We start from the raw sequence: 13,900 nt of genomic DNA on the forward strand, positions 1-13,900 counted from the left end.
TGCACGAATGGAACAGATAATCATTTTTATAATTTTGGCAATTGTCGGATCTTTTTTTAGGGGCAAGAAAAAAGATCCAGCTGAGGGGCCAAAGCCTAAGCCGTCCACGGCAACGGGGAACGCTCCAGAGGGTCCTACAACTAAATTAAAAGAGATGTACCGTGAATTGCAGAGAGAAATGGCAGGAGCAGATGCGGAACCACCTATCCGCCAGCTGCCAAAACAGCAGCAACAGGCAACAGTAACGGTTCCTTCAGCTCCTGTAGTAGTACCACCTGCAAGACCAACTGCTGACAGAAAAGAACGTACTAATTCATCAGCGAATCGTCACATCGAACGCCCAGATTCATCCGTGAATCGACATAGTGGAAGATTGTCTGCACATGGTGGTCAACGTCCAACTGTGTCTGCTATACAATCGCACGATTTAATGCCGAAAAGTCAAGGGGACTTGCTGAAAGGCATTGTGTTCTCTGAAATTTATGGCCCACCGAAATCAAAAAGATAAGCATTGACCCTCTATCCGAATCATACGATGTGGATAGGGGGTTTTATATTTTGAAAAGACTATTTCAGACCGGTTCATCAGTTACAATTGAAGATTTCGCTTCATTACGAATTAATGGCCCTTATTCTTTGTTGAAACTTGGCCCCGATTTCGCGATCATTAGCAGTGGTGAATACAGGATTGAGGCGATAGGCACTGATTTAACAGTTGAAACTTTATCAGAAGAAGTTGCTGTTTTCACATTCACTTCAATTACCACAATGAATGTGACTACAGGTGCAGACAAGGAAGCGGAGCGCAATGCGTAAAAGGTATGCTATCAAAATATCAGGCGACGGCAACCTTTCCGGATTCCTCACTAAACTTGTCACAATTGGAACAAAAATTACATCGCTATCAGTTGTCGATGGGGTGGCATATTTTCAAACAGATCGTAGCGGACTTCGTGCTATCCGGCGTAACAGAAGGCATTATCGATTAAAAGTAGCCATTTCAATTGCGAATCTTGAATCAGGCTCAATTGGACTTTTCACATCTAGCCGTTTCCTAATCGCATGTCTCATTCCTTTTGTTGCCTCATTTTTCCTTTGGACAGTAGATGTTGAATCGGATATGCCGGAAGTAGTGGACAGAATTGAGCAGAAACTTGAAAAAAGCTCTATCGTTTTGTTAAGACCCTTAGCTTTAATTCCTGATGAAGGTGAAATTCGACGAGAGCTCATGCTCGATGATCCTGCTTTATCGTGGGTTAGATTTAGACGAGTTGGAACGTCTCTGACAATTATTCCGATGTTATCACCACCCACAACTAACATTATTGAAGAGAACGAATCACCGTCACACCTTGTAGCGCGTACAGGAGGCGTTATAACGCGTTTTGCGTTAGAAAAAGGGGAAAGAGTCGGCCATGTTCATCAGACTGTAAAGAAAGGGGACGTGCTAGCCACAGGTATATTGGAACAAGGTGATAAAACGACAGTTGTTGGAGCGGATGGTGCCGTGTATGCGGATTATTGGGTTGAATACACCTTTACTCTTCCGAAAAAAATTAAATTTCAGTTACAGGGTGAGGAAATTGTGAACTATTCTTTTAACCTCCCATGGAAGCAGCAAGGTAAAGAAGGATGGTCTCTAGGGTCTTTCATCGAAACAGAAAGATATATGGAGGAAACCGCAGGGCACTTTGAATTGATTGAGGGAATGGAAGAAACAGTTATAATTCCCTTATTAAAAAACAAATTAATGTCGGAATCTTTTTCGAAAGCAATTATTAAAGATGAAAAAGTTTTACACGTGACATTCGATAATGATAAAGTTAGAGGGACTATATTGTTTCTTATCAATGACAATATTGCTGAAAAAAGACTGATTCCCAAGGAGACTGAGCCTATTGGATGAGCAAATGATTCAACTACATGTTGAAGACCCGAATGAAACAGTAATGCTTCTCGGAATTTCTGATCAGAATATGAAACTGATTGAAGAGCAGTTAAATGTTTCAGTATTAACTAGAGGCGACACGATATCAATCAGTGGTGCTGAAGATAGTAGGAATTCGGCTAAAGAGCTTTTGGAACAGTTGTTGAAAGTAATACGTAAAGGCATTAATATCAATCAACGAGATGTCTCGACTGCGCTCGAGATGGTGAAAAGTGGCACAATTGAATACTTTGCAGAGTTGTACGATGAAGAAATTTCAAGGAATATGAAAGGTAAAGCGATTCGTGCGAAGACAATCGGTCAGCGTGAATATGTCAGCGCAATTCGATCGAGAGATCTTGTATTCTGTATCGGGCCGGCTGGGACGGGGAAAACGTACTTAGCGGTCGTACTAGCTGTTTTAGCTATGAAAACGGGCTCTGCGAAGCGAATTGTCTTAACCCGTCCCGCTGTTGAAGCAGGAGAGAGTCTAGGCTTCCTTCCAGGTGACTTAAAAGAGAAAGTTGACCCATACCTTCGTCCGCTGTACGACGCGCTACACGATGTTCTGGGAGCGGAACAAACGGATCGACTTATGGAACGAGGGATAATCGAAATTGCGCCGCTCGCTTATATGAGGGGACGGACACTCGATGATGCATTCATTATTCTGGACGAAGCACAGAATACGACAAAAGCACAAATGAAAATGTTTTTAACACGTCTCGGTTTTGGGTCGAAAATGGTTATCAATGGCGACAAAACACAAATTGATTTACCAAGAAACACTGAATCCGGTTTAATCGTTGCAGAATCAATCCTTAAAAAAGTTGGAGATATTCACTTTCAGTACTTAGAGCAAGGTGATGTTGTTCGTCACCCACTTGTTGCGAAAATAATTGAAGCATACGAACAGGAGCAGTCATAGAAAGTGACTGCTTTTTCTTTAGAATCATCGCTACTCTGATTATATCTATAGAGAAGCAGGGGGAGAGATTCCAATGTTCCAACCAATTAGAAAGTTATTTAAATCACTTAAATTCAATTATTTATCCTTATTTTTAATCGGCCTATCCACTGTACTCCTTTTTTCATTCATGTATGGCAGTGTGAAAAAAGAAACGTATGAATTGAAAGCTTTTCAAATTGCACCAGATACTATCCGTTCCTTAAAAACGGTTGAGGACGCAGTAAAAACCGAACAGGACAGAGAACGTGCTGCTAATGAAGTAGGACCTTCCTATGTATTTTCAGAAGATGTTGTAAAAAATAGACAAGCAATCGCTACGTCTTTATTCGATTTTCTAATCGAAGTAAAAAACCAAGATGAGCCTGATCAAACTACATCGGAGATAGCTACTAAGCCCTCTAAAGAATTAGTAGCAGAAATGCGCACTAAACTTTCCAGTTTGGAAAAGGAAGAACCTAGTCTGCGACTTAGTGATGACGCCATAGTTAATCTTTTATCCCAGAGTACAGATGCTTTACTGAACGCGCAAAGCGTATTAGTAGGTGTACTAGGTGAGGAATTATCGAAGCCGGTACGAACTGCGGATCTGTCGACAGTCCGCTATGAGGTAGATCGGAAAATTAGGCTCACAGATTCAGTTTCATCTTCAATCTTACAGACTCTAATAACGCTTAGCCGCTCTCTGGTAGTAGAGACGGAATCGATTCATGAGGAAATGACAAAGGCTAGGGTTGAGCAGGCGCGGGAAAGCGTTGAACCTACCCGTATCTTGCAAGGACAAGTGATTGTCCGTGAAGGGCAGGTCATTGACAAAGAAATATACAGGCAATTAGAGCTTGCGGGCGTATTGTCAAATCAGTCGTCCATGAAACCGCTGGCAGGTCTCATTTTATTTGTCCTGTTTGTCGGTGCGATTATTTATATGCATTTCCTATCCTGGAGTGAAAATAGGGTTGTAAAGAAAAAGGCATTGCTCATTGTATTAGTTGTTTTTTTCCTGCTCGTCATCATAATGAAACTCATTTCCCTTATTGAAAAAGACTTTGATGTCCTATTAGCATTCTTGTTTCCGACAGCACTCGCTCCAATGCTTATTAAGCTTCTGACGAACGAGCGACTTGCACTAATGACGACAATTATCACAGCAGCAACAGCAGGAATTCTTCTTCAAGAAGGTTACGCGGCAATCATTCAGATGGAAGTCGCATTGTACATACTTTTCGGAGGTATTGTCAGTTTGTATTTACTCGGTGACAACGGCAGACGTTCGAATATTTTACGAACAAGCTTAGGGGTTTCTGTTTCAAATATGATGTTCATTGGATTTTACCTCTTAATGACACAGTCATCTTACGATTTGACGGAATTAGTGTATTATATGATAGCGGCAATTGTTTCGGGTATATTGTCAGGAGCTCTTACAATTGGGCTTATGCCATTTTTTGAATCTGCCTTTCGACTATTATCGGATATGCGACTTATCGAACTATCGAACCCGAATCACCCGCTACTGAAAAAAGTACTAACCGAAACGCCAGGCACTTATCATCATAGCGTTATGGTCGCAAATTTAGCCGACGCAGCATGTGAATCGATTGGTGCGAATGGACTTCTTGCCAGAGTGGGAAGTTATTATCATGATATTGGAAAGACGCTGAGACCGGGTTACTTCATCGAGAATCAGCATGCTGGTCAAAATCCACATGATTCATTGCCACCAGAAAAAAGTAGGGACATCATTATTGCCCACGGAGAAGACGGTGCGAGACTTCTGGAAAAGCATAAAATGCCAGTAGAAATCATTGATATCGCTCGTCAGCATCACGGAACAAGTACATTGAAGTATTTTTACTTTAAAGCTAAGGAATCTGGGGAAGATGTAAAAGAAGAGGATTTCCGTTATGCGGGACCCAAACCTCAAACAAAAGAAATTGCAATTATCTCAATAGCAGATAGTGTTGAGGCCGCTGTACGATCAATGAAAGAACCGACTTCAGAAAAAATTGCAGCTCTCGTACGATCTATCATTAATGATAAAATGAACGATGGACAATTCGATGAATGCGATCTTTCTATGAAAGAATTGAAGAAAGCGGAAAGAGTTATGTGTGAAACGTTAAATGGAATTTTCCATAACCGGATTGAATATCCGAAGTGAGTACGAAGGGAGCTAGTAGTAGATGTTGGAAATACATTTTGAGGATGAAACAGCTAGAGTCGATGACAAAATCGAGGATTTAATCCGAAAGCTGTTAAACCATACCGCTAAAGAAGAGGAACTAGCAGGCGAATTAGAGGTTTCGGTAACATTCATGACAGATGCAGATATTCAGGAAGTGAATGCAACTTATCGCGGTAAAAATGTACCGACGGATGTCATTTCATTTGCGCTCGAAGAATTAACGGAAGGTGAAGTAGCTATTATTCCTGAAGAAGGCATGCCAACCGCTTTAGGTGATATACTTATTTCAGTAGAAACAGCTGAGCGGCAAGCAGGGGAATACGGACATGATTTTAATCGTGAAATTGGATTTCTTGCGCTTCACGGCTTCCTTCACCTTCTCGGTTATGATCATTTAACTGAAGAAGAGGAAGCTGAGATGTTCGGCAGGCAAAAGGAGATCCTCGCATCATTCGGACTCGAGAGGTGATTGATCAATGCGGAAGTTCCTTCAATCTTTTGTCTACGCATGGAATGGGATTTGTTATGGCATAGGAGCGGAACGGAATACGAAAGTGCATGTGATGGCCGCAATCCTCGTCATTGTAGCGGGTTTTATGACGGGTCTTTCGCGGACAGAGTGGTTCATCGTCATTATTCTGATTTGCGGAATGCTGGCGCTTGAGCTGATGAATTCTGCAGTCGAACGTGTCGTCGATCTACTAACAACTGAACGTCATATACTCGCGAAACAAGCGAAAGACCTCGCAGCAGGCGCGGTCTTAGTGTATGCGATTGGAAGTGCAATAATCGGTTTAATGTTATTTATTCCGAAATGGTTTAACTAAATTAAAGAGGTGTCTTTATGGATGTAGAAAAATTAATTGCTGAATCGAAAAAAGCACGGGAGCAAGCGTATGTCCCGTATTCAAAATTCCCAGTTGGAGCGGCGTTGTTAGCCGAAGATGGGACTATCTATCACGGCTGTAATATTGAAAACTCCGCTTATAGCATGACCAATTGTGCAGAACGAACAGCATTTTTTAAAGCTGTTTCCGACGGCGTACGTAGCTTCAAAGCGCTTGCAGTAGTTGCAGATACAGAAGGACCTGTTTCCCCGTGTGGAGCATGCAGACAAGTAATTGCGGAGTTTTGTAATGGCTCGATGCCTGTCTACCTCACGAACCTAAAAGGGGACATTGAAGAAACAACTGTAGCAAAATTATTACCAGGCGCATTTTCAAAGGAGGATCTTTCATATGCAGCAGAACAATAAAAAGGGGTTCAAATCGGGATTCATCTCGATTATTGGACGTCCAAACGTAGGTAAATCGACATTTCTTAACCATGTAGTCGGACAAAAGATTGCGATTATGAGTGACAAACCACAGACAACTCGCAATAAAGTGCAAGGTGTTGTCACGACAGAAAAATCTCAAATCATATTCATCGATACACCGGGGATTCATAAGCCAAAACATAAACTTGGTGATTTCATGGTGAAAACGGCCCGTAACACATTGAAAGAAGTAGATGTGGTCATGTTCATGGTCAATGCAGATGAGCCGATTGGCCGTGGTGACCGCTTCATCATGGAACTTCTTGAGAATTCAAAGACACCGGTATTCCTTATAATTAATAAAATTGATCTTGTTCATCCGGATGAATTATTCAAAATCATTACTTCGTATACAGCAGAATATGACTTTGCTGAAATCGTGCCAATTTCCGCGATCAACGGAAATAATGTTGAACGCCTTCTCGAGACGATGATAAAATATTTACCAGAGGGACCAAAATACTATCCAGATGATCAAGTAACGGATCACCCGGAACGATTCATCATTTCTGAATTAGTTCGTGAAAAGGTATTGCATTTAACGAGAGAAGAGATTCCACACTCCATAGCGGTTGTAATTGAGAAGATTGAACGCGAAGAAGGACGGGAAATGGTAAATGTTATGGCGACAATTGTTGTCGACCGTGATTCCCAAAAAGGTATTGTCATCGGTAAAAGAGGTGCATTGCTAAAAGAAATTGGAACAAATGCTAGACATGACATCGAAATGCTACTTGGTTCGAAAGTATTTCTTGAGTTGTGGGTAAAAGTGCAGAAAGACTGGCGTAATAAACCCGGCCATCTGAAGGAATTCGGATTTAGGGAAGACGAGTATTAATGAATTGAACGCATCCTAAGTTCGCCGCGTCCTGCGGCAACGGATGCATGCCCCACTTCGTGTGAGCCCAAAGCGTAAGCGGCCCGCCAAGACGCGACAGGCATAAGACAGTCTGGCGGAGCGGCGTACTTTGCCGCATAGCTGGAATGACTTATGACCCGAGCGTCTGGGTCGCTGAAGCTAGACAAAGAAAAGCGTAAGGTGCCGCATAGCTCCGACAGGCACAAAGTAGTGTGTGAGGAGGCGTCTTTTAGCCTCCGCAGCAAAATGACTTGTGACCCCGAGAAGCTGGCACCTGAAGCTAGACAAAGAAAAGCGTAAGGTGCCGCATAGCTCCGACAGGCACAAAGTAGTGTGTGAGGAGGCGTCTTTTAGCCTCCGCAGCAAAATGACTTGTGACCCCGAGGAGCTGGCACCTGAAGCTAGACAAAGAGGTGATTGCTTCGCTGAACAAATGGGAAGGAATCATCCTAAGAGGTATCCCGTACGGTGAGTCCAATAAAATTGTGACACTGTTTACTCGTGAAGGCGGTAAGATGACAGCAATGGCCCGTGGAGCGAAAAAACCGGCGAGCAGGCTAGCTGCTGTGACGCAGCCTTTCACACATGGTTCATTCTTGATCCGTACGGGTAGAGGAATGGGGACGCTTGAACAAGGCGAACCCATTGATTCGATGCGGCATATTCGTGAAGACTTGGAAGCAACAGCTTATGCAAGTTATGTTGTTGAATTGATTGATAAGTTAACGGAGGATAATGAGCGAATTTCTGGTATATACAGCTTGTTGTATGAAGCGCTTCACGCTATCAATGAACAATATGATCCAGAAGCAATTGCATTATTTGTTGAATGGAAAATGTTGCCGATCGCTGGTATCCATCCAATACTTCATCAGTGTGCAAATTGTGGAGCGACAGAAGGTGAATTTGCTTTTTCATTTATGCAAATCGGCTTCATTTGTCATCGATGCTTCCATGTAGATAAGCATGCGATTCGAATTTCACCCAGTCAATTGAAATTGATCCGAACCTTTTATACAGTTCCAATTAATCGGGTCGGTAATTTGACGTTAAAGAAGACGACAAAAATCTTCATGAAAAAACTCGTCCGAACAATTTACGATGAGCAAGTGGGGATTCGATTAAAATCGAGATCATTCCTTGATCAGCTCGACTCGACACCCGAACTGCTACCTAGAAAAGAGAAACCAAAAGAGAGTGGCGAATAGTCCTCTTTACAATAAACTCCGAACCTTGGATCCTATGAAAAAGGGTCTAGATTCGGGGTTTTTATATAGAAATAAATTGAAGTAAAGATTACATTCAAATATGCTTGGGCACTAGGGAAAGCCTTCTGCCCTTGGCCAGACTAGTCTCATAGCTTCTTCTACCACTTATAAGGCGCCATCGCCCGGTTTATCCATCGTATTCAATACTTGAACTTATGTAAAAAATATTACACACTGTTTACCCGTTCAAATCCACTAAAACGAGTCCCCTGGAAAGTGAGCATTCCCACATCGCCATCAGCCAACATACCATATTGGGAACCGTTTACAGCTAATTCCATACGATCTCCGCTGTCTACTTGAAATGTAGCATAATACCAAGTACTTGCCGATGAATCGCCTGATCCGCCGGAAGTCTTGGTTCTTTTTGTAACAACTTCCGCTGGCACTGTCAGTATAGGGGAGTTATTATTTGAATTCCACGTACCGATAGATTTCACAGCAATGAAAATAATTCCACCAAAAATGATAATTGCAACTCCGCCGATAAAGATGGGAACAAACGTAAACATAGCTTCTCCAAAAGGTGAAAACATGTACAAAACCTCCTTATGTTTTTTGAGTGGTAGTTATAGATAATATACGTTCTATTTTTGAAATAGTTTCATTACGTCTTTGATATTTTACTTATATATCTTTATACTGATACGAAAGGAGACGGGATTTATCTATGAAATACATAAAAATAGTTCTTCAAATAATAGTCTTGTACAGTTTTGTCTTGATGGGGAACTGGCTTCAAGTTTTTCTACATTTGCCGCTTCCGGGAAGCATAATAGGACTTTTAGTATTGTTGGCGGCCCTTTCATTGAAAGTATTTCAGCTTGAATGGATTGAATCAGGTTCTTTCTTCCTTTTATCTTATTTACCATTATATTTTATCCCAGCGACTGTCGGTGTGATGAATTACGGACATGTTTTTGCAGGAAAAGGATTTCTGTTAATACCAATCACGATGATTAGCACGTTTTTGACGATGTGGATTTCTAGTTATATAAGTCAATTTCTTGCCAAGAAATCTGCTAACAAGGAGGGAATTTCATGCAAGTAATGATGTATTCAATCCTCTTTGTTATTGTAACGATTGCAGTTTATCTTGTTATGAACTTGTTATACTTTAAGTATCGTAAAGCATTTTTCATACCAATACTAACAACAACAGTTGGCATTATTTTGATCCTCATTCTTTTCAAAGTCCCATATGAAACTTATATGCTCGGTGGAAAGTGGGTTGACCTGTTGCTGGGACCCGCGATTGTATCATTGGCAATCCCTTTATATAAACAAAGGGAGTTAATCAAACAGAATATGCTTCCCATACTTGGCGGTGTAATGACGGGCGTTCTTTTTGGTATGGTAAGCGGTGTACTTTTTGCAAAAATGGCAGGATTCTCAAAAGAAATCGTTGTGTCATTATTACCTAAATCGATTACAACACCTATAGCTATACAGATTGCTTCGGAATTGGGTGGAGCAACTTCGCTAACAATCGCTTTTGTCATGATTGCAGGATTTACCGGTATCATTCTAGGACCAACATTTTTGAAATGGTATCGTATCGATACTGCAATCGGTCGTGGCATCGGACTGGGAGCAGCAGCTCATGCTCTTGGGACATCGAAAGCAATTGAAATCGGGGAGCAGGAAGCATCCTATAGTTCCATTGCAATGACGCTCTCCGCTATTATTGGGTCTATCGTTGGTCCGCTGATAGCTTGGTTGTTTTATTGAATGGCAAAAAAATTTAAGTGGATGAACAAATAGAAATCGAGTTATTACAACAAAAAGACAAAGAGGAATTGTATATGTTAAGTACACATTAGTTATGTAATCAGTAGCAGAGAATATAACTATGCATTCTCCGCTACTGAGAAAATTCAAATTAGATGAATCGATTACTATTATGCTTGAAGTATATTCTTCAATTCTTTGACGGCATCAAGAGAAATGCCTGTACCTAATGGTCCCTGTAATAATGCTGCGACGGCAACAGCGACCGCAACAACATCAACGTTATTTGTAACAGTGATTGTTGGACTTCCTATATTTTCGAAGGTACTTGTATCAGTATCAACTTGAGTTTGCTTCTGGTTTTGATCTTGATCTTGATACTGGAATTGTTTCTGGTATTGATTTTGATATTGGAATTGCCATTGATTTTGTTGTTGAAGTTGTATCAAAATATCATCTAATTTTGCTTCCATGTTTCTTAAATCCTTTTTCTTCTCACAACAATCGTACTTATCATAATGATTCTTTTCATTACAATGATAACAATCACACTTTTTTGAATGATTTCCCATTTCTTCTCCTCCTATTCTTAATTACAATATGAAATCAAATCCATCATGTAAGTTTTTTGTTCTTCTTTGACCCTGAAAAACTAATAATTAAAAATTAAAAGGAAACTTGGGTTTTAATAGCTAGAAGCGGAAAGAGAAGTCAGACCTTACAAAGCTATTCGTATTCACGGACGTTAGTTCAGTAATTTGTGGCAGAAAATTTTAATCATATATGTTGAAATAAAGAATTCTATTAAATTCGCTAGGAGGCTACCCGTGTAAGACGCCTTCCCTCAGCTTATATAGCTATTCAATTATTCAATATATATAGGTGAAACAAATACTATTATGCTTGAAGCATATTCTTCAATTCTTTTACTGTATCAAAAGAAAGACCTGCTCCTAATGGACCTTGTAATAATGCTGCGACGGCAACAGCGACTGCAACAACATCTACGTTATTAGTAATAGTGATTGTTGGACTTCCGATATTTTCGAAGGTACTTGTATCAGTATCGACTTGAGCTTGCTTCTGGTCTTGATCTTGATACTGTAATTGATTTTGGTATTGATTTTGATTTTGATACTGGAATTGCCATTGCTTTTGTTGTTGAAGTTGTATCAAAATATCTTCTAATTTTGCTTCCATGCTTTTTGAATCCTTTTTCTTCTCACAATAGTTCTTCTCATAATGATTATTTTCATGATATCCCATTTTTTTCACCTCCTATTCTTAATTACAGTATGAAACTAAATTCCTCGTGTAAGGGTTATTGTCTTCCCCTTGTCCTTAAAACAATTAGACAGTAGGAATAAAAAGGGAAATAATTTTTGATCGTAAAAGCGGAAAGGGAAGTTAGATATTACAAAGTTCATCGTACCAATTATTTGAGGACGCTATTTATCACTAAAAAAGTAGGGTTGTTTAAGAAACATTATTTTAGGTATAAATATGTGGAATACTATCTGAATGGTTTTAAGGTGATTCAAATAAGGCTAAAGGAACGTATACGGATAATTAGCCAAATAAGTCAAGTTGACTCCGAATTTGCATTTAGGGAACAGGTAGAGGCTAGTAAGAATCCTTTAACCCTTGAATGTTTAGAAGTAAATTACGGAAAACAAATAGATAGTTACATAGACAAGGTTATTTTATATATTAAAGATTAAACACCTTTTCCAAAGTTGAGGAAATTTTAAAATGGAATAACTTTTTCGATAAAAGTAAGTAATGTTTAACAGGTAATTGTTAATGAGTGAATATTCATTCAAGCTTGAAAGTGATACTCTTTATTCAATGAAGTCAGATAAATTGTGGGAGCGATTGAATAATGAAGCTTAAAGTTGGGGCTATTTTCACGTGATTAAAAACGTTTAATGTGGAAGAAACACAACAGTTTTCAGAGGTAATAGGTTATAAGGGAAAATATCATATGGAATGAGATGAAAAAGAGCTTTATGTACAAGGTCTTTTACTGCGAGTATCGGGGATTTAGTTAATATTGCAAGAGAGATGTTAAGTGGTTACCTTCGCCCTGTCAGGGGACACGATTACTTGTGAATTCACGATAACAGAAGTTGAATTTAAGACAATAGCCATGATTACCTTTTATCATAATCAAAGCGGAAAAGAAGTTCTGATTGGAATGAGTCATGGAATTATTAGGGGTTAATTAGCCTGTAAAAAAATATTAAAGCTATACTGCTTTAATTTGAATTGCTTTTTTATTTCCATTGTATTGTTATTAAATTATTCTTAATAATGAACCTTCTTGCTCAAGAGGCGTCAAATAAATAAAAGGAAGGTGCCTTTATGAAAAGATTAGTGTATCGACTTTTCGTAATGACTGTCTTTTTATCAATGATGATAGTAAGCGTAAGTGTTTCTGCTACAAGTTGGATCGAGATGGACCCGCAAGAAGTTAGCGACGAAGCTGAAGTAGTTATAAGTGGAACTTACGACTTTTCAAGTAAGCCGATAGACAGTGAATTTATTTTTCAAGGATATACGTTTGCCGTTGAAAATGTTTATAAAGGAGAGGCTACTAAACAAATAATCGCTGGAATTGACATGTATGATGTCGGTTGGGCTGAGGGATTTCAGAACGAAGGCGGTGAGTTTCTTCTGTTTTTAGAAAAGAGTGATTCTGCGACATTTCTTACACCTGTAGGAGGGCCAAATGGTATGGTTCAAGTCCTTAACGGCATAATAAATAATGAAAATGAAGAAATCGTAACTTATTATGCTGATTTTCTAAAAACGAGTCACAAGAATCCTAGCAGTGGAAACAATGTAGCGCTTATTGACAAGGAGAACTCAGATATATTTAATCCATTATATATCTGCGTAATTGCTTTGTTTGTAATCGCAGTTCTTATTTTACTATATCGTTTCGCAAGGAAGGGGAGGCGTTGAAAAAAGTTTTATTCATTCTCATAGTTTCAATGAGTGTATTTTTTAGTGCATGGCAAACAAAAGAATTGACATTCGTTGGTGAAGGCGAATATTGGTGGGCAGAAGTGACCGTGACCCAAACTGACGGAGATGAACAATATGAAATTCAGATTATTTATAAAGGTAATGAGTTAGACAGTGTTAAAACCTTTGATTATTTCGTTGAAACAAGCACCAATGGAGTGCTGAATTTTGGTACAAACAATGTTTCATTGAACGAAAAAGGTAAGTTTCAACACAAAAGTTTAAGTTCTAATAGCCCTTCAACGAAACAAGAAGAGAAGCTGGTTTTGAAGGTAGTATGGAACGGGATTACCGAAAAAATCTTTTTAGAAAATTAGTAAATTAAGAACTAAATATGTCGAAACAAAGAATTCAATTAAATTCGCTAGGGGCTGTGATTGAGGCATCTCACTTTCTAAACGGAACTTCATCTTATCGCACTTTGGTAGATTATACAGAAGAAATGATTAAACGAAATGCCTGATCGAATTGCTTATCAGTTAGGGTGGGAAGATTGAGCGTTAAAGAAGTTATTAGCAGAAAGTTGCCGAGGAAAATAATAACTGCGGCGATTACAGTTCCTATTTATGCAATATTATTAGCGTTAGTGACACCATACTTCTACGAAAGTAACGT

17 protein-coding genes and 1 pseudogene are annotated in these 13,900 nt (G+C 39.5%); 15 read left to right on the forward strand and 3 right to left on the reverse strand.

What is annotated here, in order from left to right:
* Positions 1-7 precede the first annotated feature (7 nt).
* The 10 genes from MKY15_RS16720 (at position 8) to recO (ending at position 8,464) form a co-directional block, all read left to right on the forward strand.
* Positions 8-508: a hypothetical protein gene (locus tag MKY15_RS16720; protein WP_187047508.1), complete on the forward strand. Its 501-nt coding sequence runs from the start codon at positions 8-10 to the stop codon at positions 506-508.
* Positions 509-558: 50 nt separating this feature from the next.
* A complete protein-coding gene (locus tag MKY15_RS16725; RefSeq protein ID WP_067208378.1) occupies positions 559-816 on the forward strand; it encodes a hypothetical protein in 258 nt (85 codons plus the stop codon).
* Positions 809-1,906, forward strand: coding sequence for a sporulation protein YqfD (locus MKY15_RS16730; protein ID WP_067208381.1), 1,098 nt, complete (start codon positions 809-811; stop codon positions 1,904-1,906). The genes MKY15_RS16725 and MKY15_RS16730 overlap by 8 nt, the downstream gene beginning before the upstream one ends.
* Positions 1,899-2,855, forward strand: coding sequence for a PhoH family protein (locus MKY15_RS16735; protein WP_342538059.1), 957 nt, complete (start codon positions 1,899-1,901; stop codon positions 2,853-2,855). The genes MKY15_RS16730 and MKY15_RS16735 overlap by 8 nt, the downstream gene beginning before the upstream one ends.
* A gap of 73 nt (positions 2,856-2,928) precedes the next feature.
* Entirely contained in the window at positions 2,929-5,055 is a 2,127-nt protein-coding gene (locus MKY15_RS16740) for an HDIG domain-containing metalloprotein (RefSeq protein WP_187047509.1), read from the forward strand.
* 22 nt (positions 5,056-5,077) lie between these two features.
* Entirely contained in the window at positions 5,078-5,548 is a 471-nt protein-coding gene (ybeY, locus tag MKY15_RS16745) for an rRNA maturation RNase YbeY (RefSeq protein WP_067208386.1), read from the forward strand.
* Positions 5,549-5,555: 7 nt separating this feature from the next.
* Entirely contained in the window at positions 5,556-5,906 is a 351-nt protein-coding gene (locus tag MKY15_RS16750) for a diacylglycerol kinase family protein (protein WP_067208388.1), read from the forward strand.
* Between the two features lie 17 nt (positions 5,907-5,923).
* Entirely contained in the window at positions 5,924-6,334 is a 411-nt protein-coding gene (locus MKY15_RS16755; RefSeq protein WP_067208391.1) for a cytidine deaminase, read from the forward strand.
* Entirely contained in the window at positions 6,318-7,235 is a 918-nt protein-coding gene (era, locus tag MKY15_RS16760; protein ID WP_067208394.1) for a GTPase Era, read from the forward strand. The genes MKY15_RS16755 and era overlap by 17 nt, the downstream gene beginning before the upstream one ends.
* 506 nt (positions 7,236-7,741) lie before the next feature.
* Positions 7,742-8,464, forward strand: coding sequence for a DNA repair protein RecO (recO, locus tag MKY15_RS16765; protein WP_342538061.1), 723 nt, complete (start codon positions 7,742-7,744; stop codon positions 8,462-8,464).
* 227 nt (positions 8,465-8,691) lie between these two features.
* On the opposite strand, the gene MKY15_RS16770 is transcribed toward recO, so the two are convergent.
* Positions 8,692-9,060 (reverse strand): DUF2500 domain-containing protein, encoded by a 369-nt coding sequence (locus tag MKY15_RS16770; RefSeq protein WP_187047512.1) that lies wholly within the window; start codon positions 9,058-9,060, stop codon positions 8,692-8,694.
* A gap of 134 nt (positions 9,061-9,194) precedes the next feature.
* Here MKY15_RS16770 and MKY15_RS16775 point away from each other — a divergent pair, with 134 nt between their 5' ends.
* Entirely contained in the window at positions 9,195-9,575 is a 381-nt protein-coding gene (locus MKY15_RS16775; protein ID WP_187047513.1) for a CidA/LrgA family holin-like protein, read from the forward strand.
* Entirely contained in the window at positions 9,566-10,255 is a 690-nt protein-coding gene (locus MKY15_RS16780; protein WP_187047514.1) for an LrgB family protein, read from the forward strand. The genes MKY15_RS16775 and MKY15_RS16780 overlap by 10 nt, the downstream gene beginning before the upstream one ends.
* A gap of 170 nt (positions 10,256-10,425) precedes the next feature.
* Here the strand turns inward: MKY15_RS16780 and MKY15_RS16785 are convergent, their stop codons facing one another.
* The gene (locus MKY15_RS16785) at positions 10,426-10,827 is read right to left on the reverse strand and encodes a hypothetical protein (RefSeq protein ID WP_340741951.1); all 402 of its coding nucleotides are present in this window, start codon (positions 10,825-10,827) and stop codon (positions 10,426-10,428) included.
* A 325-nt stretch (positions 10,828-11,152) separates the two neighbouring features.
* Entirely contained in the window at positions 11,153-11,521 is a 369-nt protein-coding gene (locus MKY15_RS16790) for a hypothetical protein (protein WP_187047516.1), read from the reverse strand.
* Positions 11,522-12,185: 664 nt separating this feature from the next.
* Here MKY15_RS16790 and MKY15_RS16795 point away from each other — a divergent pair.
* From MKY15_RS16795 to MKY15_RS16805, 3 genes and pseudogenes are all read left to right on the forward strand, one after another.
* Positions 12,186-12,479 (forward strand): annotated as a pseudogene (locus tag MKY15_RS16795) (enoyl-CoA hydratase).
* Between the two features lie 140 nt (positions 12,480-12,619).
* Positions 12,620-13,222, forward strand: coding sequence for a hypothetical protein (locus tag MKY15_RS16800; protein WP_342538062.1), 603 nt, complete (start codon positions 12,620-12,622; stop codon positions 13,220-13,222).
* On the forward strand, positions 13,219-13,602 hold the full coding sequence (locus MKY15_RS16805; RefSeq protein WP_342538063.1) for a hypothetical protein: 384 nt from the start codon (positions 13,219-13,221) through the stop codon (positions 13,600-13,602). The genes MKY15_RS16800 and MKY15_RS16805 overlap by 4 nt, the downstream gene beginning before the upstream one ends.
* Positions 13,603-13,900 lie beyond the last annotated feature (298 nt).

Origin of the sequence: Sporosarcina sp. FSL K6-1540, from assembly GCF_038620285.1 — a bacterium.
GTDB classification, from domain to species: Bacteria; Bacillota; Bacilli; order Bacillales_A; family Planococcaceae; genus Sporosarcina; species Sporosarcina psychrophila.